Here is a 20,255-nt window from a genome sequence, read left to right as displayed (position 1 = left end):
CGTTGACGCAAAGTACTCTGCTCTGACCCTGTCCACGGGCGACCGTGTGGCTGGCGTCGAGACCCATACGGCAGGGGTCTACCTTGCCGATCTGTACAACAACCCCATCGGGGGCACCGAGACGCAGTTTGCCTCGTCGGCCACCCTGTCGGCTCCCACGTCGATCACGGATGCGACCGGTCACGCTACGGTGACGGTTTCGTCGCAGAAGGCGGGCACCTGGGTAGTTTCGGCTCGCTCTGCGGGCGTTGAGTTGCGTCATAGTGGCGATGAGGTGGGCTTCGTGCCCGGTGCGCCCTACTTTGGCACGGGCGGTATCACGGTAGAGGCCACGCCGGGTTCGGTTCTGGCCGATAACGCGGCCGAGCATCAGGCCTCCCTTACCGTTGTGGATAAGTTTGGCAACGCTATTACCGACGCTACGGTGGTCTACACCGTTGAGGCTCCGGCCCACATCGTGGGTGTCGCTTCCTCGCGGAGCGCGACAAACGGCCGGGCAACCGTCGCCATCGCCTCGGCCACGTCGGGTACCTTCGCCGTCACGGCAACGGTCAACGGCACCCCGGTTACCCTCGGCAGTCCCGCCAGTGTCACGTTCCAGGCCGGTGCGGCGGTAGCTGCCACCTCGACGCTCACGGTGACCAGTGGTGACCGAGTGGCTGACGGCGTGGATGCTCACACCGCAACGGTTGAGCTGCGCGATGCCAACGGTAACGCCGTGGCTAACGATGCGGACAGCGTCGTGATCAAGACCAGCCGCGGCAATGTGGGCACGATCAAGGAGACGAGTACGCCGGGTACCTACACGGCTCCCGTCACCTCAACCCGTGCTGCCGAGTCTCAGATCAGCGCGTTTGTGGGTGCTGATCAGGTGGGCCACGGTAGCCCCCTGCCGGTCAACTACATCCCGGGTGCCGCCTCGGCGGTCACCTCACAGATTGAGGTTGCCCCTGCTCTGATCGAGGCCAACGGCCAGCACGTCAGTACCGTGACCCTCACGCTCCGTGACGCGTTTGAGAACGTGCTGACTCGGGGTGGTGACACCGTCACCGTCGAGTCCACTTTGGGCAGTGTCGGTACTCCCACCGATAACGGCGATGGCAGCTACACGGTCGAGTTGACCTCGGTCTCGGCTGGTCAGGCCGTCACCTCGTTCACGGTCAACGGCACGGAGAGCCCCAAGTTCGCCTCCGTGCGGATGGTTGCGACCCCCGAGTCCCCCGTACTGTTCCCCACGGACGGGGTTACCATCACGGGAACGGCCGAGCCGGGCAACACCATCACGGTGTACGACGGTGATCACCAGGCAATCGGTACGGCCACGGTCAACAGCGATGGCACCTTCACCGTCACCGCCACCGAACCGGTCAGTAATGACGAGGTACTCACGGTGAGCTCCACGGATGCTAACGGCTTTGTCTCGCCGGAGTCGCCCGCGCAGGTTGACTCCGAGGCTCCCGAAGCGCCGCAGGTACGCCCGAGCAATGGAACCATCCTGCGCGGCACGGCGGAGGCTAACACCCTCGTGACCATCTACGCCGAAGACGACTCGGTGTTGGCCACGGTGCGGGTTGACTCGGCGGGTAACTTCTCGTTGCCCTTCACACCCCAGCTCGCCGATCAGACCAAACTCGCGCTCACGTCGCTGGACGCCGCGGGCAACGAGTCCGCGGTTACCCCGGTGACGATTGACGGCAGCGCGGTGATGGCTCCGGTCATCATCCCGTCCGACGGCACGATCATCACGGGTACCGGTACTCCCGGGAACACCGTCACGGTCACCCTGCCCGGCGGCGTGGTTGTCAGCGTCGATGTGAACCCCGATGGTACCTGGACGGTCACCCCCGACCCTGAATCGCTTCATCACGACGATACGGTCACGGCCATCCAGACCAATGCGGCCGGTACCCAGTCCGACCCCGGTACGATCCTGATTGATCAGGTGGCGCCCACCGCGCCTCTGCTCGACCCCAGCGACGGAAAGGTTGCCAGCGGTGACGCTGAGCCCGGTTCAACCGTCACTATCCTGGACGTCGAGGGCAACGTCATCGGCACCGGCGTGGCTGACGAGGCTGGTCGCTTTGCGATTGACCTGGTACCGGCTCAGGACGAGGGCGCCTCGATCACCGTTACGGCCACCGACCCGTCGGGGAACGTTTCGGAGAAGAGCTCCCTCCGTGTTGGCCTGGTTCGGGTCGTGCTTGACGCGGATACGGTTGAGGCCGGCTCGACGCAGATTGCATACGGCTATAATTTCCAGCCGGGCGAAACCGTCACGGGCACGCTGTACTCCACGCCGTACCCCCTGGGTGAGGCAACAGCCGACGCCAACGGTGAGGTAACGTTTAAGTTCACCGTCCCGGCACAGATTGAGCCGGGGGAGCACTCCGTTAGCCTGGTCGGTGACTTCAGCGGCAGCGGTTCGGCCTCGTTCCACATCTACGCCCCCGTGGTCGCTGCGGATGGGCTCGCCCTGACGGGTGGGCAGGTCATCCTGCCCCTCGTCTCGGGTCTGCTCCTGCTGGTGGCCGGTGGCCTGTTCCTGGTGGCGCGCCGCCTACGAAAGAACGAGAAAGATATCGTACCGACCGCCTAGGCGACAGGTGGGCCGATCATGAGTGGTTGGCCCACCCCGCTCTGGTGAACAGGCACTGAACACTGAGGGCCGGAAAGCTCAGCTTTCCGGCCCTCAGTGGTTTGTGTTTAGGCGTTGACCAGCTCCGTGACGGTGCCCGCCGTCAGATGCAGGCGGCGCTCGGCGCGGTGGGCCACCGCCGTGTCGTGGGTGACGAGGATCACGGTGAGGCCGCGATCCTTCCACTGCGTTTCAATCAACTGCATGATGTCGTCACGGGTATCCTCGTCGAGGTTCCCGGTGGGCTCGTCGGCGAGGAGCACGGTGGGCTCCTTCACCAGGGCCCTGGCGATGGCCACGCGCTGCTGTTGACCACCCGACATCTCGGTCGGTACGTGGTGAGCGCGTTCGGCGAGCCCGACGTTCTCGAGGGCCTGAAGGGCGCGGGCTCGTCGCTCGGTGGCGGACACCCGCATCGGTTCGAGCGCGGTCTCCACATTCTCGACCGCCGTGAGCGTCGGGATCAGGTTGAATCCCTGGAAGATGAAGCCAATCTCGGTGGCACGGATTCTGGTTAGGGCGGCATCCGACACGGTTGACAGCTCAGACTCGCCGAGTTGCACGGTCCCCGTGCTGGGCCGGTCGAGTGCACCGAGCATCTGCAATAGCGTGGACTTACCGCCGCCGGTTGGCCCCTGGATGGCCACCATCTGGCCGTCCGGGATCTCCAGCGAAACGTTCTCCAAGGCCGTTACGGTTCGTCCCTTCTGCTCGTAGGTTTTGCTGACGTTGGTGAGGGTATACATGAGGTTCCTAACTCGATAAAAGGGGTGGGCGTCCTGGTGATGTGGGGTACTACGCAAACGAGCGCAGAGCCTCGGCGGGGCGCAGTTTGGCCGCGCGCCAGCCGCCGACGGTGCCGGCAAAGATGCCACCGAGAAGAGCAAGACCCACCGCAATGAGGATCACCACAACCGAGACGGGGGCCTGGAGGGCGAGGTCAACGGCGTTGCTGGCCGCATCGGCCGCGCCGCCCATCATGGGTCCGCCTGGGCCGCCCATCATGGGGCCGTCCGAGGGGGTTGCGGCGGTTGACGCCGTTGCCGAGAGGGTGGGCTGGATGATGTTGATAACCACCACTCCGATCAGTGCGATGACGACCCCAGCCACGGCACCGAATGCCGCCTGCACGGTTGACTCTCCGGCCACCTGCTTCACGATACGGCCGTTAGACCAGCCGATGGCTTTGAGCGTGCCGAACTCGCGGGTACGTCGGGTGACATTAGAGATGGTGAAAAGCGCACTGATGAGGAACGCCGCTCCCAGCACGAGGACGGCGAGCCAGAAGCCCAGGGTGCTCAGCAGGGAGGAGGCCGAGGCGAGTGAACCACTCACCGAGGAGGCCAGGTCGGCCTGGGTGTTGACGGTGGTGTCCGGGAGGGCCTTCTCAATGTCGGCCTGTACCTGGCTGATGGTCGTCGCCGAGGCCGCCTGCACGTACACGCTACTCACCTGGTCGGTGAGGCCGGAGAGTGACTGTGCCACATCGAGGGGGATGTAGGTGTTTGAGGCGGAGTCGCTGCCGGTTGTTGTGGAGGTGACGATCCCGACAACCTGAAAGTCGGTGCCAGCGACCGCGAGGGTGTCACCCACGGCGATGCTCTCCGTCGTCGCGTAACCGGAGTCGAGGACAACAACATCCGTGCCGACATCACCGGTGTCGAGCATCCGGCCGTCAGTGACCTCAAGGGAGGAGAGGGGCCCCACCTCGGTCACGCTGGGATCGATGCCGAGCACCGTGAAGGAGTCAACATCGAAGGCGCTGCCCCCGCTGCCGTCGGGGCCGCCCTGGGGCGGTGTGCCGCCACCGGCACCCGGGTTAGCTTGAATCTGGCTGAAATCGGGCAGTTCGCCGTTGAAAGTGGTGTTACTCAGGCTGAGGGTGCCCGTCGCGGCGCTCACGTTATCGACGCCCTGCACGGTGGTGAGGGCCGCCGCGTCGAGTGTGCTGGTGCCGCGCGCGGCCTCCAACCGGGACTGGTTGACGGTGGTGGTGCCGTCGGTGGTGGTGCCGGCTCCGGCGTCAAAGTCGAAGCGCTGCCCACCCGGGCCGCTATCACCCTCCCCGGGGGCGGCTGGTGTCTGGCTGACGGTGATGTCGGTGCCCACACCGTAGACGCTCTCCAACACGGAGGCTTGGGCGTTGCTCATCCCCGCGGCCACCGAGTTGACGATGATGACGAGTGCCACGGCCAGCGCCATACCGGCCGCGATAATGATGGACTGCTTGCGTCGTCCGGCAAGCTCTCGACGCAGGTACCTGAAATACACGTTGTTCTCTCTTCTCTACGGTGTGATGCGCGGCTGCAGGGCCTGCGCTCCTCACACGGTAGAAGCGCCAGGTATGTGTGGTGTTGCCATTTCCTATGTTGAACCTATGAGTTAACGATTGGGGGTGTCGGTGGATGGCGAGCGAATTCTGGGGCGGCCCACCACCGCCACTACACTCGTTTCATGGTTGTCATCACCCCCGCTACGTCCCGGGATGCCGAGGCCCTCAGCATCCTCGCCGCCATCACGTTCCCCCTTGCCTGCCCCGCAGGCACCCCGGAGGAGTCGATTCGTGAGCATATTGAGCGGAACTTTACCTCCGAGCGGTTTCGCGGGTACCTGGCCGACCCGGCCTACGACATCCTCGTGGCGCGGGCTGGGGAGGGGGCGGGCGAGCTGCTCGGCTACACCACTACCATCCACGGGGTGCCCACCGATGAGGATGTCGTGCGCGCGGTGGGCACGGGACCGGTTGCCGAAATCAGTAAGGTGTACGTACATCCAGATGCCCACGGCCGTGGGGTGTCTGCCGCCCTCATGACGGAGACGCTGGACCGCATTGGTGCCCGCGGGGCCGAGACGGCGTGGCTGGGTGTCAGCGAGTTCAACGCGCGCGCCATTCGGTTCTACGCGAAGAGCGGGTTTGCTCGGGTGGGACGGAAATCGTTTCTGCTCGGCTCGGAGATGCAGCACGACTTTGTCCTCGCGAGGCCGGTCGTCACGGCCTCGTAGCGGCTGAGGTTATCGGCTCTTCTCGATCAGCGTGGCGATGAGCTGGTTCGCCAGGGTAACGAGCTTGTGGATTTCGTTGTCATCGCGGTCTACCCACTGGCAGAGGGGCGTGCCCAGGGGAACAAAGTCTTCGTGCTGCTCCCAGACCACGAGTGTGCGCTCGGCCCCGAGCACGTACTGCTGCCACCACACCTGCCGCAGGTAGTTGCGCGGGATGCTCCGCCAGCTCTTGTTGGTGGTCTTGATTTCGGAGAGTTCGATACTGCCGCTCTCGCGGATGGCGATACCGTCGGGCGTCGCCAGGTGGCGGGCCTCGGCATCCGCCCGGAAGAGCGCGTTACTGGGTCGGATGGCGTACTCGCCGAGTACCCAGTCGGCGATGTGCGGCTCGCGGGCCTTGCCGTGCTCGGTGTAGGCGTTGCCGCTGAAGCCGGAGCCGTGCAGCTTGGACCAGGCGGCGCTCTCGACAGACTTGGCGGTGGAGAGCTTGGCAACATCCGTTGCGGTGATGCCGCGGGCGCGGGCGCGCAGCCACTCGATGCGGTTATTTCCGTCAACCACCACGCGTTGCCGTAGTTGCGCCGCGGACTGCTGGTGTGCGGTGAGGAGGGGGGCTGCCGGGATGCTCACGCCGCCGGCGACGGTGGTGACCGTGCCGATGGGGACCACGAGTGGCTGACCCGGGATACCGGGTTCTGCCGCCGCGTCGAAGTGAACCACCCTTCTATTGTGCTGCACCCGCGGCGGCTCCGCATACCGACCCGCGCACTACCCCGCTCGTGCCCTGCGAATACAGTCGGAAGAAGGGGGACGTGTCGGACAGGGACACACAGAGCCGGGGTAAAGCTGATTCATAGGATGAGCACAGCTTGTTCCTGATAATTGAACAGTATGAGCGTTACGAGCAGTACCCGAGTCAGCAACGAAACCACCGGTATCCGCAAGGCCAACGGCCAGCCCGTGCGTGCCCTCGTCGTGGATGATGAGACCTCCCTTTCCGACCTGCTCTCGATGGCCCTGCGGTACGAGGGGTGGGAGGTGCGCACGGCGGCCGACGGGCGCGGGGCCCTCACCGTGTTCCGCGAGTTTCAGCCCGATGTGATCGTGCTCGACATCATGCTTCCCGATATTGACGGACTCACCGTGCTTTCGCGCCTGCGTGCCGAGGGGAATGAGGTGCCCGTGCTCTTTCTCACCGCCAAGGATGCCCTGGATGATCGCATCGCGGGCCTCACTGCCGGCGGCGATGACTACGTGACTAAACCGTTCAGCTTGGAGGAGGTTGTCGCGCGCCTGCGCGGGCTGGTGCGGCGCAGCATCCTGACCCTACAGACCGACGACCCGGTGTTGCGCGTGGGCGACCTCGTGCTCAACGAGGACAGCTATGAGGTGTCGCGCGGCGGCGAGTTGATTGAGCTGACCTCGACCGAATTTGAGCTGCTCCGCTACCTGATGCGCAACCCCAAGCGGGTGGTCAGCAAGGCGCAGATCCTCGACCGCGTGTGGAACTACGACTTTGGCGGCAAGGCCAGCGTGGTTGAGCTGTACATCTCCTACCTGCGCAAGAAGGTCGATGCGGGCCGCGAGCCGATGATTCACACCGTGCGCGGGGTGGGGTACATCCTCAAGGTCCCCGCCGGTGCCTGAGCAGAGACTGCGGATACCGCGCACCCCCACCACCCTGCGGCGCAAGGTGGTGCTCGCGGTGGTGGCGCTTGTGACGGCGTCGAGCGTGGTGATCGGGGTGGTCAGCATCCTCGCGTTGCGTGACTCGCTGATGAGCCAACTTGACACCCAGGTGCGCAGCACCGCCGAGCGGGCCTACGGTCAGGTGCGGGGAGACGGGCCCGCGGGCATCCTGGGGCTGCTGAACGACCAGAATGAGACCGATGCCCGCAGCATCCTGTTTGGGCCGGCAACGGCGGAGGGCACGCTCGCCCTCGTGAACAACAACGGCACCCTCACCGCCGGCTACCTCAACGATGCCGGCTCTATCTCGTATCCGAGTACCGCCCAGCTGACGGCGCTCGCCACGGTGCCAATTGACGGTAGCCTGACGACGGTTGACCTCGGCCCCTCACTCGGTGAGTATCGGCTCCTGGGCGCACAGCACAACAGTGTGGTGTTCATTGTGGGCGTGCCCATGTCGGCCCTCAATACGACCGTCAGCCAGCTGAGCCTCACCGTCATCATCGTGGCGGCTCTGGGGGCGGCCGTTGTTGCTCTGATTGCTGCTGCGTTTACCCGGACGGCTATGCGGCCCCTGGAGCGGGTCTCGGCCGCGGCTGTGCGGGTGTCTGAACTGGAGCTTGACCGTGGCTCGGTGGACAGCTTTGAACCCGTTTCCACGGAGGGAGTCGAGCCCGGTTCCGAGGTGGGTCGCGTGGTGTCGGCGTTCAACACCATGCTCGACAATGTGGGTACCGCGCTCGTGGCCCGTGAGCAGAGCGAGAACAAGGTGCGCCGCTTCGTGGCGGATGCCAGTCATGAGTTGCGCACGCCTCTTGCCTCGATCCGCGGCTACTCTGAACTGATTCGTCGGATGGGCGGCGATACCAACCCCGATGTGACCCACTCCCTGTCGCGGATCGAGTCCGAGTCGATTCGGATGACCGCCCTGGTGGAGGACCTGCTGCTGCTCGCCCGTCTCGATGAGGGTCGAGAGTTGGTCCGGGCAGAGGTGGACCTCAACGAGATCGTGGTCAATGTGCTGGCCGATGCCCACGTCACGAGCCCGGGGCACGAGTGGGCACTCGGCTCCCCGGAGGAGCCCGTCGTGGTCATGGGGGACCAGCATCGCCTGCACCAGGTGGTCACGAATCTGGTGGCCAATGCCCGCACTCACACGCCGACCGGTACGCGGGTGAATGTGACGCTCGCGGTGGTTGGCGCGGATGCCGCGCATCCTGTTGCCGAGATCGTGGTTGCCGATGACGGCCCCGGCATCCCCCCGGAGCGCCTCGACCAGCTGTTTGAGCGCTTTGTACGCGGTGATGAGTCGCGTGCCCGTGCGACCGGCAGTACGGGGCTGGGCCTCGCGATTGTGCGGGCAATTGTGCAGGCACACGTCGGCGAGGTGACGGTGGCGAGTACCCCCGGCGATACCCGTTTCGTCGTGCACCTGCCGATGAGCGATGTGGCTGCTGCCCCCGCGACGCCTCCGGCCTCCCCCGGAGTGTGAGGTCAGCGGGTGTCCGTTTGCGCGCTGGGGCACCGTCGCGTATAGTTGGCTCTTGGCCAAAGACCGCTGGTTGCCACTCCTCAGGGAGCGGCACGAAGATTCGCATAAGCGAAGCCCGCGCAGGTGTGTGAAGTAAGATGTGGATAGTTTCCGCCTCCTTGCTCCGTGCGCATGCGCCGGAGCTTTTTTTATGCGTGGACTCTGGTTGTCACCCCACAACCGTGGGGTGACAAAAAGACTAAGCATTAGGGAGCGCCATGGCTGCAAAGGAAGCCGCGGTCGCCGATCTTCAGAAGCACTTTGAAGAGTCGGCCGCCGTTCTGCTAACCGAGTACCGCGGTCTCACGGTGGCACAGCTCAAAGAGCTGCGCAGCAACATTCGTGAGCACGCAACATATGCCGTGTCGAAGAACACGCTCACCAAGATTGCGGCCAACAACGCCGGTATCTCATCGTTCGATGAGGAACTGGTCGGACCGACCGCTATCGCCTTTGTGTACGGAGACCCTGTCGCCGTTGCCAAGGGACTGCGTGACTTTGCCAAGGCAAACCCTCTTTTGGTGATCAAGGGAGGCTACTTTGACGGTAAGCCCCTGACCGCCGCTGAGGTAGGCAAGCTCGCCGACCTCGAGAGCCGCGAAGTTCTGCTCGGCAAGCTTGCCGGTGCCTTCAAGGCCTCGCTGTTCGGAGCCGCATATCTGTTCAACGCACCGCTCGCGGGGGCCGCTCGGGCCATCGACGCGCTGCGCGACAAGCAGGAGTCTGCTAACTAGTTTCACCCCGGTGAAAGTGAGTTCGCAGGTCATAACCCAGCTCGTCTCGCATCCGCGGACCGGGCACAAACCACAAGGAGAAAAATCATGGCAAAGCTGTCAACTGAAGAGCTGCTTGAGCAGTTCAAGGGCCTGACCCTCATCGAGCTCTCCGAGTTCGTCAAGGCATTCGAGGAGACCTTCGAGGTTTCCGCCGCTGCCCCCGTCGCCGTCGCCGCTGCCCCCGCTGCTGCCGCAGCCGAGGCCGTCGAAGAGAAGGACTCGTTCGACGTCGTTCTCGAGTCGGCTGGCGACAAGAAGATCCAGGTCATCAAGGCTGTTCGCGAGCTGACCAGCCTGGGCCTGGGCGAGGCTAAGGCACTCGTTGAGGCTGCTCCCACCCCCGTTATCGAGGGTGCCGCCAAGGATGCCGCCGAGGCTGCCAAGGCAAAGCTCGAAGAGGCTGGCGCAACCGTCAAGCTTGCGTAAGTTTTCTGAGCCGTCACGGGCGGTGTCACCTTCGGGTGGCACCGCCCGTGTCCGTTAATCGGGCCTGCCGCGGCACACTATCTTCGCGGCGCGGCGCGGCGGTTGAGGAGCGCACCACGAACTCTGCGGATACCGGGGTGGGGGCCAACGGCTGCCCCTCTCCGGCGATCCTGGCGAGCACATCGCGCACCGCCATCGCCCCCAGTTGCTGCGGGTTCTGCTGCATGGTCGTGAGTCCAAAGGCTTCGCCGTGGTCGTGGCCGTCGATGCCGATGACCGAAACATCCCGGGGCACGTCGAGCCCCAGTTCGCGCGCCGCGAGCAGCACGCCACAGGCAACCTCGTCGCTCTCGGCCATAACCGCGGTGAGCGGATGCTCGGGATGCGCCAGCCGCCGCCGCCCCGCCGCCAGCCCGCTCGCAATCGTCAGCTGAGCGGGCACGTACGACAGAACCTCATCGAGTCCCGCAGCGATCATCGCGTCCCGGTACCCGGCGAAGCGTTCACCGTGCACGAGCGACGATTCCGGGTCGGTATCGTGTGTGTGCCCCGCAGGCCCGCCGAAGAACGAGATTCGCCGGTGCCCCAGCGTCACAAGGTGCTCCGTCGCGGAGCGCGCGGTGCGGTAGTCGTCAAGAACGTAGCTGTCGATGCCGGGGAGGGGGGCGCCGATGCACGCGAGGGGCACCCCCAGCCGACGTACGGCATCCAACTCGCTGCGCCGGGTATCAACGCCCACGAGGAGTACGGCGTCAAACGAGCGCCGCAGCAGGAAATAGTCGAACACCCGCTCGCGGTTGGCGCTGTTGTGGCTCACGTTGTAGACGGTCATATCGTAGCTAGCGGCAAGGAGGGCGCTCTCGACGCTCTGCAACACCTCGGCGAAGAACCAGCGGTTGATGATGGGGATGAGTACGGCGATGCTCTGCGAGCGCCCCGTTGCCAGGCCCGAAGCGTTCGCCGAGGCGATGTAGCCCAGTTCTTCGGCGGCCCGCTGCACCGCCGTCCGGGTGGCCTGGGCCACGTAGCCCTGGCCGCTCAGAGCGCGGGATGTCGTGGCCTTTGACACCCCGGCGCGCTGGGCGACATCCGCGATCGTGACCATGCTCTCCCCCTGTGTGTGGTGCGCGCCTACCCGGGTAGGGCTTCGGTCAGGATATCCGTCGTCGGTTGATGTGTGGAAGCGGTCTCACATTATTGCGGTCGTCTCTCCGAGGTTGCGCGTCCTGAGATCATACAGATGAAAGCCGGAAAAGCAACAAATTTTTCACAGCAGGGCATTGTGTTCAAAGCGTGATAAAAGGACCCTTGCGCCCAGGCTGGGATGTCGCTTAGCGTTTGTGGAACCGGTTCCTGAGGGGGGACTTGTTGCATCATGGGTTTCGAATGTATCGAAGCTCATCGCTCGACGAGGAGAGAACATTGAGTACAACATTCAAGAAGCGAGTGTGGCTGACGCCACTGGCGCTGGTGAGCGTGGCGGGTCTGCTGTTGACGGGCTGTTCTAACAGCTCCAACGATGCGGGTGGGGGAGGCTCGAAGACCGACTGTACGGACTACGAGCAGTACGGCACCTTTGAGGGCGACGAGGTCGAGGTATACGCCACCATCGTTGAGGTGGAGGCCGACCAGCTCGAAGAGAGCTGGGCTGACTTCGAGGAGTGCACCGGAATTACCGTCAACTATGTTGGTGATCAAGGCTTTGAGACGCAGATCAACGTGCGGGTTGAGGGTGGCGACGCCCCCGATCTGGCCGTGTTCCCGCAGCCAGGACTCCTCCAGCGCATCGTGGAGACCGGCAAGGTTGTGCCGGCCCCGAAGAGCGTTGAGGACAACGTTGATGAGGGGTGGTCCGAGAGCTGGAAGACCTACGGCACCGTTGACGGCACCTTCTACGCCTCGCCCCTGATGGCGAGCGTTAAGGGCTGGGTGTGGTACTCGCCCAGTGACTTCACGGATCGCGGCGTTGAGGTGCCCACCACCCTCGCCGAGCTTAACGACCTGACGAAGACCCTGGCCGCCGAGAAGACCGACACCTACCGCCCCTGGTGCGTGGGATTCGGCTCCGATGCCGCCACCGGCTGGCCCGGTACCGACTGGATCGAAGACTACGTTCTGCGCCAGTCTGGCCCCGATGTCTACGACCAGTGGGTTGCGGGTGATGTCAAGTTCAACTCACCCGAGATTAAGAAGGCTTTCGACTCGGTGGGTGACATCATCCTCAACCCCGACAACGTCAACGGCGGTTTTGGCGACGTGAGCACCATCAATACGACCACGTTCCAGGAGGCTGGCCAGCCCATCCTCGATGGTAACTGCTCGCTACACCACCAGGCCTCCTTCTATGAGGCACAGTGGCCCGAGGGCACCACGGTGGCCAAGGATGGCGATGTGTGGGCGTTCCTGCTACCCAGCGAGGAAGCGGATGCCGGCAAGTCGGTCACGGGCGGCGGCGAGTTTGTCGCGGCGTTCAACGACAACAAGGCTACCGCGGCCCTGCAGACCTACATGTCTAGCGCCCTGTGGGCCAACAACCGGGTGAGCCTGGGCGGCGTGATTAGCGCCAACAAGGGTCTCGACCCGGACAACGCCCAGAGCGAGATTGGCAAGGAAGCGGTGCGTATCCTCCAGGACCCCGACACGGTGTTCCGGTTTGACGCCTCCGATCTGATGCCCGCGGCGGTGGGTTCGGCCTCCTTCTGGAAGGGAATGGTCAACTGGGTGAACGGGGAGAGCACGGATAGCGTGCTGACCTCGATTGACAAGACCTGGCCGTAAGTCGGCGCAGGTGAGGGCTTCGGGTCCGGTGGCTGAGCCGCCGGGCCCGAAGCCCTCCTACCTCACTCCCTTCTGAAAGGCCTGGCTCCCATGCTTAGTACGCTGCTGTATTCCGTCGCCGCACCTCTTGCGGCCCATCCTGGCCTGCTGAACACCGCCCGTAAAACCAGTTTCTGGAACGACCTGTGGCAGAAGTTTGGCACCATGTTTGTTGGTATCGCGGCGTTCCTCGCCGTGGTGGGACTCATCCTCTTTCTCGCTGACCGGGCACCCAAAAGGTCTCGGGATGTCTGGCAGCTGATCGCGTTTGTCGCCCCGGGTCTGATCCTGCTCGGCATCGGCCTGATCTACCCCGCCCTTCGCACGGGTTACCAGGCTTTCACGGATGGCAAGGACAACTTTGTCGGTGTGGATAACTTTGTCTGGATTTTCACCTCCGGCGAGATGCTCGTTAGCCTGCTGAACACGCTGATTTGGGTGCTGTGTGTGCCGTTCTTCGCAACCGCGATTGGCCTGACCTACGCCGTCTTCATTGATAAATCGCGCGGTGAGAAGGCGCTCAAGTCGCTCGTGTTCATGCCCATGGCTATCTCCTTTGTGGGGGCTGGCATCATCTGGAGCTTCATGTACGCCTACCGGTCGAAGGGTTTTGCTCAGACCGGGCTCCTCAACCAGATTCTCGTCTGGATTGGGCTGGAGCCCGTGCAGTTCTTGAATACCCCGCCCTGGAACACGTTTTTCTTGATCGTGGTTCTGATTTGGATACAGACCGGGTTTGCGATGGTGGTGCTCTCGGCCTCCATCAAGGCCATTCCCACCGAGCAGGTGGAGGCCGCGCGTCTGGACGGGGCGAGCGGATGGCAGGTGTTCCGAAACGTGACGATCCCGGGGATCCGCGGGTCGCTTGTGGTGGTGATCACCACGATCTCCATCGCGACGCTCAAGGTGTTTGACATTGTCAAGACCATGACGAGCGGTAACAACAAGACGAGCGTGATCGCGCTCGACATGTACGACCAGGCGTTCCGATTTGGCGAGGTGGGCCACGGTGCGGCCCTCGCCCTCATCCTGTTCATCATGGTGTTGCCCGTCGTGATTTACAACGTGCGTGTGATGCGGAAGCAGAGGGAAATCCGATGAGTAATCCAGCAATCGACGTGCTCCCCGACCCCACCGAGGGGCCGGGCCGCCACGGTACCGGAACCCACACCGAGGCAATCCTCACCGGCAGGGGCGGCGGTCGCGGTCGGCGTGGTGGCGTGGGCTCATCCGGTGGCGGCAAGGCCGACCGGGTGAAGCAGAGGCTGACCTCGCCGTGGGCGACCGTTGCGGCCATCATTATTGCGTTCCTGTGGACCGTGCCCACGTTTGGTCTGTTTGTGGCCTCGCTGCGGCCGGCCGCGGATAAGCGTGATGGCTGGTGGACGATTTTCACCCAGTGGCAGCCGACACTCGATAATTACAGCACCGTGCTGGTGGGGTCGAGCACGGCGAACAACAACCTGGCGTCGTACTTCATTAACTCGTTTGTGATCACGATCCCGGGCACACTGTTTCCGCTGCTGCTGGCTCTGATGGCGGCCTACGCGTTTGCGTGGATCCCGTTCCGCGGACGGGGAACGCTTTTTGTGCTGGTTTTTGCGCTACAGATTGTGCCGTTGCAGATGGCACTCATCCCGCTGCTGCAGTTCTTTAACGGCATCGGTATCGGCGGCACGTTCCCCGCGGTGTGGATTGCGCACACGATCTTTGGGCTGCCGCTCGGGATCTTCCTGCTGCACAATTTTGTGGCCCAGATCCCGCCGGAGTTGATCGAGGCTGCCCGGGTGGATGGCGCGAGCCAGACGCAGATTTTCTTCCGCATTATCATCCCGCTGTCGTTGCCTGCGATTGCGAGCATCGCGATTTTCCAGTTCCTCTGGGTGTGGAACGACCTGCTCGTGGCGTTGGTGTTCTCTGGCGGAACCGCGGAGGTCGCACCGTTGACGGCCAAGCTCGCGAATATGGCCGGTAATTTTGGTCGCAATGAGCATCTGCTCCCGGCGGGTGCGTTTGTGTCGATCATTGTGCCGCTGATCGTGTTCTTTGCGCTGCAACGCTACTTTGTCCGCGGCCTACTTGCCGGGTCAACGAAGGGGTAGGGTCCCGATACACAGACCGGAGGCCCGGTGTCGGCGAGTGGGAGCTTCGCCTGCACCGGGCCTCCCCGTGTCGTACGCCTCGGGTGAGTTTTCAGCAGAAAACGAGGTTTAAAACGTCGATCTGTGAGGAAAAGTCACCCTGGGTGGTGGTCTAGGGCAGCAGGCGGGTTGGGCCGCGGAAGAGGTAGGTCACCTCGCGGATCGACTGCTGCTGGAGCATCAGCATCAGCACGCGGGCCAGGCCCATACCGAAGCCGCCGTGTGGGGGGACGCCGTAGCGGAAGAAGTCGAGGTAAAACTCCAGTTCTTCGGGCTCCATACCCTTGTCGCGGGCCTGCTCGATCAGCACGTCGATCCGGTGCTCGCGCTGTGCTCCCGTGGAGATCTCGGTGCCGTTGTAGATCAGGTCGTAGCTGTTGGTGAGCGAGGGATCACCCTCGTGGCGCCTGTGGTAGAACGGGCGAATGCTCGATGCGTAGTCGGTCAGGAAGACAAAGTCGTGTCCGTACTTTTCCTTCACGTAGGCCGAGATCTGGCGCTCGCCTTCCGGGTCCATATCGTCGTCGGCACGCGGGATCACGTAGCCACGGTCGGCCACGATCTGCTTGGCCTCGGCCAGCGGGATGCGCGGGAAGGGCACCGTGGGCACCTCAAGGTCAATGCCGAAGAGCTCAGCGATAGCGGCCCCGTGCTTCTCTTTTACCGCGGTGAACCCGGCGACGAGCAACTCCTCGTGCAGCTTCATGACGTCTTCGTGACTGTCTACCCAGCTGATTTCGGCATCCACCGAGGTGAACTCGGTGGAGTGGCGCGAGGTGAAGGACGGGTCGGCGCGGAAGGCCGGGGCGATCTCGAAGATCTTGCCGAAGCCGGCCGATTGAGCCATCTGCTTAAAGAACTGCGGGCTCTGCGCCAGGTAGGCCTTGGTCTCAAAGTAGTCGAGCTCAAAGAGTTCGGCGCGCGACTCGCTCGCCGAAGCCATGAGCTTGGGGGTGTGCACCTCAATAAAGTCGTTCTCCACCCAGTACGTGCGCAGTGCGTGCTCAAACGTGGTCTGGATGCGGAAGATGAGGTTCTGCTCCGGTCGGCGCAGGTCAAGGAAACGCCAATCCATGCGCTTGTCGAGGCTGGACTCGCTCGTAATGGGAGTCTCGGGGATGGCCTCGGCCGCGACCTCCAGCGATCCGATCTTCACCTCAAGGCCGCCGAGTTTTACCCGCTCATCGTGCTTGAGTTCGCCGGTAATCGAGAGGAACGTGCCGTGGGCCAGACCCGAGATAGTCTCGGTGACGGCGAGTGTGTGAGCGGAACCAGCATTCTCATCGGTGAGTTCACGCACGGCCGGGTTGACCAACTGCACGGCACCGGTCTCATCGCGCAGCACGATGAACTGGACCTTCTTCTGGTCGCGGACGGTTTCCACCCACCCGGCCACCGTAACGGGGCCGTCTTCGCGGGCGGACAGGTTCTTAATCAGGATGCGTTCGGTCACCCGGTAATCCTATCCTCTCCCGCGGAATCACGGCGCGGAGGCGGGGAGAGAATGTTCACGAAAAGGTACCTAGAATGGACGGGTGCCAGAAAAACAGCTTCATCTCGTGCGCCACGGGGAGGTCCACAACCCCGACGGTGTGCTGTACGGTCGCATTCCCGGCTTTCATCTCTCAGACCTCGGCCACCGGATGGCCGCCGCCGCCGCAGAGGATCTCGCCGCACGCGGTCGCACCGTGAGCCAGTTGCTGGCCTCGCCACTGCAACGGGCCCAGGAATCCGCCGCGCCGATTGCCGCGGCACTCAAGGTGCCCATCATCACCGAACCGCGTGTGATCGAGCCCACCAACTCCTTCGAGGGCCTGCCGAACAACGGTAAAGATGCCGCGTTCCGTAAGCCCCGCTACTGGCACCGATTTTGGAACCCGTTCCGGCCCAGTTGGGGGGAGCCGTACCGTTCCGTCGCCCGGCGGATGCGCGCGGCGATGGACGACGCGTATGCCCGCTCCGAGGGAGACACCGTGATCGTTAGCCACCAGTCGCCCATCTGGATGGCGCACCTCGACATTGCCGGTAAGGCCCTGTTTCACGACCCGCGTAGCCGTCGCTGTGAGCTCAGTAGTATCACCTCGTTTGTGAAGCGTGGCGATGAGTGGGTGGAGGTGGGCTACACCACGCCGGCCGCGCCGCTGATGGCCGACGCCGTGGATGTGGGGGCGGTATGAACCGCACCAGCCGCGGCCTGCGCAGCGCCGCCGTTATTGCCGTTATGACCGCGGTCAGCCTCAGCCTCGCCGGTTGTGGTGCGGGGGATTCCCTCGCCCAGCAGTGGAATTCCGGGGGTGACACGGGCTACATCGGTGGTGACGGCACCATCACCGAGATTCCCGAGGCCCAGCGCGGTGAGCCCGTGGTCTTTGCCGGTACCGACGAGAAGGGTGCGGCGGTCTCCTCCGAAGATTTCGCGGGGAGCGTCACGGTGGTGAACTTCTGGTACGCGGGCTGCGCCCCGTGCCGCGTGGAGGCCCCGGATCTGGAGACGGTGCACACCACGTTCGCCGACCAGGGCGTCATTTTTCTGGGCGTCAACACCCGCGATCAGAGTGACCAGGCGGTCCAGTTTGCGGATGAGTTTGGCGTCACCTACCCGTCGATCATGGATACGGCCGATAACCGATCGGTGCAGCGGGCCTTTGCTGGCAGCATCCCGCTCAACGCCGTGCCCACAACCCTCGTGTTGGACACCGAGGGTCGCGTGGCCGTGCGCATCCTGGGCCAGTTGCAGGATGCCTCAATCTTGACGACGCTCGTCTCCGACACCCTGGCCGAGAAGTAATCGCTCGGTGGATATCCAGGAGCTCGTATACAGCGGACAGTTGTGGGCCGTTGCGCCCATCGCGATGCTCGCGGGTCTGCTCTCGTTCGCCTCACCCTGCGTGCTGCCACTCGTGCCCGGATATCTCGCCTACGTGGGTGGCTTCGGCACGGTCGCCGAGGGTGACGAGGATCCGCGTGCCGCCCGCCGTGCCCGCGGCCGTCTGCTACTCGGGGTAGCTTTTTTCGTCCTCGGCTTCACCGTGGTCTTCGTGATGATCATGGTGCTGGCCGGGACGGTGGGCTCGTTCTTGGTGGAGTGGGAGAACCTGATTACGCGGGTCATGGGCGTGATCGTTATCATCATGGGTCTCGTTTTTGTCGGCCAGTTCTCCTGGATGCAGCGCACCATGAAATCCACCTGGCAGCCCCGCACGGGCCTGATCGGTGCGCCCCTGCTCGGGGCCGTCTTCGCCATCGGCTGGACGCCGTGTATGGGCCCAACCCTCACGGTAATTATGGGCCTGAGTGTGCAATCGGGTTCGGCCGCACGCGCCGGGATTCTGGGTATTTTTTACTGCCTCGGCCTCGGTATTCCGTTTCTTCTGGTCGCCCTCGGATTTGGCTGGGTCTCGACATCCACCACATTCCTGCGGCGGCATATTCGCGCGATCAACATCGTTGGTGGCGCATTTCTGGTGGTTATCGGCCTGCTGATGGTCACCGGAATTTGGTCACAGATTATGTTCGCCCTCGCGGCGGTGATGGGAAGTTATGACGCGCCCCTCTGATCACATTGACAGCACCCCCGGTAGCAACGCGTCGCCGGTGGGTCTGGGTTTTGGCGGTTACCTGCGCTGGTTCTGGCGCCAGCTGACGAGTATGCGGGTGGCGATCCTGTTGCTGCTGTTGCTGGCCGTCGCGGCCATCCCGGGCTCGATTCTGCCGCAGCGCGGGGCCGACCCCAACGGTGTGACGCAGTACCAATCGCAGAACCCCGACCTCTTTAAGGTCTTGGACGCCTTCCCCATTCAGGCGTTTGACGTCTACAGTTCCGTCTGGTTTTCCGCGATCTACCTGCTGCTCTTCGTCTCGCTGATCGGCTGCGTGCTGCCGCGCACCAAGCACCACTGGCAGGCGATGCGCTCGCGCCCGCCGCGCACCCCTTCCCGTTTGGGCCGGATGGCCGGTTTCACGGAGACGGAACTGCGCAACGACGAGGCCACGGCGGCGGAGGCCGCGCAGGTTGCCGAGCAGGCGGTGGAGCAGGCCCGCGGCCTCCTGAAACGTCAGCGATACCGCACCGAGGTGTACCGGCAGGGGCAGAGCGTGTCGGTCTCGGCCGAGCGGGGCTATCTGCGCGAAACCGGAAACCTGGTGTTTCACGGCGCGCTTGTTGGCGTCCTGATTACGGTGGGCCTGGGCGGCGGTTTTGGTTACCAGGGTCAACGGACGCTCGTGGAGGGCGAGACCAATGTCAACGCGCTGATCGACTACGACTCCTTCACCCCCGGTCGGTTTTTTGACGATAGCTCCCTTCCGCCGTTCAGCGTTCGTCTCGATACGTTTGACGTCACCTACGTGACCCCGGATGATGGCAAGCCGGCCGCCCTCGGCCAGGCCACCGATTTCACCGCCCACGTCACGGTGTTTGATACCGACGGTACCGAGCGAAAAGAGACCGTTAAGGTTAACCAACCGCTACGCATTAACGGCACCAATATTTACCTGCTGGGCAACGGCTACGCCCCCACCATCACGGTGCGCAACGCGGAGGGGGTGTCGGTGTTCCACGAGTCGGTGCCGTTTTTGCCGCAGGGAGCCGACCTCACCTCGCTCGGTGTGCTAAAAATCCCTTACGGGCTCGGGGAGGAGCAGGTGGGGATGATGGGCTTCTTCTACCCCACCCAGGTGGAGCTCGAATCGGGGGCCTACTCCTCGAACTATCCGGATCTCATCAACCCGCTACTCACCCTCGACGTGTTCACCGGTGATCTTGGCATCAACGACGGCGTGCCCCAGTCGGTGTACTCGCTCAACCAGGACAAGCTCACCAAGTTGACGGGTCGTGGTACCGAGAAGAAGTCGCTGGAGTTGCGCATCGGCGATACCGTTGATCTGCCCAACGGATTGGGTACCGTGACGCTCGACGCGGTTCCTCGTTTTGTCTCGTTTGACCTGCATCAGAACCCGGCTCAGGGTTGGGTGCTGTTCTTCGCGTTGCTGGCCACCACCGGCCTGCTGACCTCGCTGTTTATCCCGCGCCGTCGGGTGTGGGTGAAGGCGACCCCCGTCGAGGGTGGTGTGCGCATCGAGTATGCGGCGCTTGCCCGCGGCGACGACCCGACGCTTGAGGGTGCCGTCGCCGACCTGGTGGCCAAACACCGTGAGTCGCTCGGGTAGGCGGTGGGGGTAACCCTCCCGTTGCCCCGCGTCGCCGCAGAATTCGCGGTAGACTCAACGACTGTGTT

Annotated in this window: 18 protein-coding genes; 13 read left to right on the top strand and 5 right to left on the bottom strand. The window is 63.7% G+C overall.

Going from position 1 to position 20,255, the window contains the following annotated elements; all coding sequences use genetic code 11:
- The coding region (locus FB466_RS09400; RefSeq protein WP_141917848.1) for an Ig-like domain-containing protein at window positions 1–2,596 on the top strand (2,596 nt) is incomplete at its 5' end.
- Window positions 2,597–2,703: 107 nt separating this feature from the next.
- Here the strand turns inward: FB466_RS09400 and FB466_RS09395 are convergent.
- Entirely contained in the window at window positions 2,704–3,381 is a 678-nt protein-coding gene (locus FB466_RS09395) for an ABC transporter ATP-binding protein (protein ID WP_141917847.1), read from the bottom strand.
- Window positions 3,382–3,430: 49 nt separating this feature from the next.
- Window positions 3,431–4,906: an ABC transporter permease gene (locus tag FB466_RS09390; protein WP_141917845.1), complete on the bottom strand. Its 1,476-nt coding sequence runs from the start codon at window positions 4,904–4,906 to the stop codon at window positions 3,431–3,433.
- Between the two features lie 183 nt (window positions 4,907–5,089).
- On the opposite strand from FB466_RS09390, the gene FB466_RS09385 reads away from it, so the two are divergent.
- A complete protein-coding gene (locus FB466_RS09385) occupies window positions 5,090–5,638 on the top strand; it encodes a GNAT family N-acetyltransferase (RefSeq protein ID WP_141917843.1) in 549 nt (182 codons plus the stop codon).
- Between the two features lie 9 nt (window positions 5,639–5,647).
- On the opposite strand, the gene FB466_RS09380 is transcribed toward FB466_RS09385, so the two are convergent.
- Complete coding sequence (locus tag FB466_RS09380; RefSeq protein WP_211344805.1) at window positions 5,648–6,262, bottom strand: YqaJ viral recombinase family protein; 615 nt, start codon at window positions 6,260–6,262, stop codon at window positions 5,648–5,650.
- A 267-nt stretch (window positions 6,263–6,529) separates the two neighbouring features.
- On the opposite strand from FB466_RS09380, the gene FB466_RS09375 reads away from it, so the two are divergent.
- The 4 genes from FB466_RS09375 to rplL all read left to right on the top strand — a co-directional run bounded on the left by FB466_RS09375 (window position 6,530) and on the right by rplL (window position 10,060).
- Complete coding sequence (locus tag FB466_RS09375) at window positions 6,530–7,285, top strand: response regulator transcription factor (RefSeq protein ID WP_141917840.1); 756 nt, start codon at window positions 6,530–6,532, stop codon at window positions 7,283–7,285.
- Complete coding sequence (locus FB466_RS09370) at window positions 7,278–8,819, top strand: sensor histidine kinase (protein ID WP_141917839.1); 1,542 nt, start codon at window positions 7,278–7,280, stop codon at window positions 8,817–8,819. Before FB466_RS09375 ends, FB466_RS09370 begins: the two co-directional genes overlap by 8 nt.
- 257 nt (window positions 8,820–9,076) lie before the next feature.
- On the top strand, window positions 9,077–9,592 hold the full coding sequence (gene rplJ / locus FB466_RS09365) for a 50S ribosomal protein L10 (protein ID WP_141917837.1): 516 nt from the start codon (window positions 9,077–9,079) through the stop codon (window positions 9,590–9,592).
- 87 nt (window positions 9,593–9,679) lie between these two features.
- A complete protein-coding gene (gene rplL / locus FB466_RS09360; RefSeq protein WP_141917836.1) occupies window positions 9,680–10,060 on the top strand; it encodes a 50S ribosomal protein L7/L12 in 381 nt (126 codons plus the stop codon).
- A 25-nt stretch (window positions 10,061–10,085) separates the two neighbouring features.
- Here rplL and FB466_RS09355 read toward each other — a convergent pair whose 3' ends face one another.
- Window positions 10,086–11,165 (bottom strand): LacI family DNA-binding transcriptional regulator, encoded by a 1,080-nt coding sequence (locus FB466_RS09355; protein ID WP_141917834.1) that lies wholly within the window; start codon window positions 11,163–11,165, stop codon window positions 10,086–10,088.
- Window positions 11,166–11,446: 281 nt separating this feature from the next.
- Between FB466_RS09355 and FB466_RS09350 the strand changes: the two genes are divergently transcribed.
- The 3 genes from FB466_RS09350 to FB466_RS09340 all read left to right on the top strand — a co-directional run bounded on the left by FB466_RS09350 (window position 11,447) and on the right by FB466_RS09340 (window position 14,979).
- Complete coding sequence (locus tag FB466_RS09350) at window positions 11,447–12,838, top strand: ABC transporter substrate-binding protein (RefSeq protein WP_141917833.1); 1,392 nt, start codon at window positions 11,447–11,449, stop codon at window positions 12,836–12,838.
- Window positions 12,839–13,042: 204 nt separating this feature from the next.
- Window positions 13,043–13,978 (top strand): carbohydrate ABC transporter permease, encoded by a 936-nt coding sequence (locus tag FB466_RS09345; RefSeq protein WP_141917993.1) that lies wholly within the window; start codon window positions 13,043–13,045, stop codon window positions 13,976–13,978.
- The gene (locus FB466_RS09340; RefSeq protein WP_141917831.1) at window positions 13,975–14,979 is read left to right on the top strand and encodes a carbohydrate ABC transporter permease; all 1,005 of its coding nucleotides are present in this window, start codon (window positions 13,975–13,977) and stop codon (window positions 14,977–14,979) included. The genes FB466_RS09345 and FB466_RS09340 overlap by 4 nt, the downstream gene beginning before the upstream one ends.
- A 151-nt stretch (window positions 14,980–15,130) precedes the next feature.
- Here FB466_RS09340 and aspS read toward each other — a convergent pair whose 3' ends face one another.
- On the bottom strand, window positions 15,131–16,471 hold the full coding sequence (aspS, locus tag FB466_RS09335; protein ID WP_141917830.1) for an aspartate--tRNA(Asn) ligase: 1,341 nt from the start codon (window positions 16,469–16,471) through the stop codon (window positions 15,131–15,133).
- Between the two features lie 82 nt (window positions 16,472–16,553).
- Between aspS and FB466_RS09330 the strand changes: the two genes are divergently transcribed.
- Genes FB466_RS09330 through resB form a run of 4 tightly spaced genes read left to right on the top strand, consistent with a single transcriptional unit; the run spans window position 16,554 to window position 20,187 of the window.
- Window positions 16,554–17,195 carry a histidine phosphatase family protein gene (locus FB466_RS09330; RefSeq protein ID WP_141917828.1) on the top strand — a complete coding sequence of 214 codons (642 nt, stop codon included), beginning with the start codon at window positions 16,554–16,556 and terminating at the stop codon, window positions 17,193–17,195.
- Entirely contained in the window at window positions 17,192–17,806 is a 615-nt protein-coding gene (locus FB466_RS09325) for a TlpA family protein disulfide reductase (protein ID WP_141917827.1), read from the top strand. The genes FB466_RS09330 and FB466_RS09325 overlap by 4 nt, the downstream gene beginning before the upstream one ends.
- 7 nt (window positions 17,807–17,813) lie before the next feature.
- Window positions 17,814–18,575, top strand: coding sequence for a cytochrome c biogenesis CcdA family protein (locus tag FB466_RS09320; protein WP_246054602.1), 762 nt, complete (start codon window positions 17,814–17,816; stop codon window positions 18,573–18,575).
- Entirely contained in the window at window positions 18,559–20,187 is a 1,629-nt protein-coding gene (gene resB / locus FB466_RS09315) for a cytochrome c biogenesis protein ResB (RefSeq protein ID WP_141917825.1), read from the top strand. Before FB466_RS09320 ends, resB begins: the two co-directional genes overlap by 17 nt.
- Window positions 20,188–20,255: the final 68 nt, after the last annotated feature.

Origin of the sequence: Klugiella xanthotipulae (assembly GCF_006716695.1) — a bacterium.
GTDB classification, from domain to species: domain Bacteria; phylum Actinomycetota; class Actinomycetes; order Actinomycetales; family Microbacteriaceae; genus Klugiella; species Klugiella xanthotipulae.
This window is presented reverse-complemented; position numbering and strand designations above follow the sequence as displayed.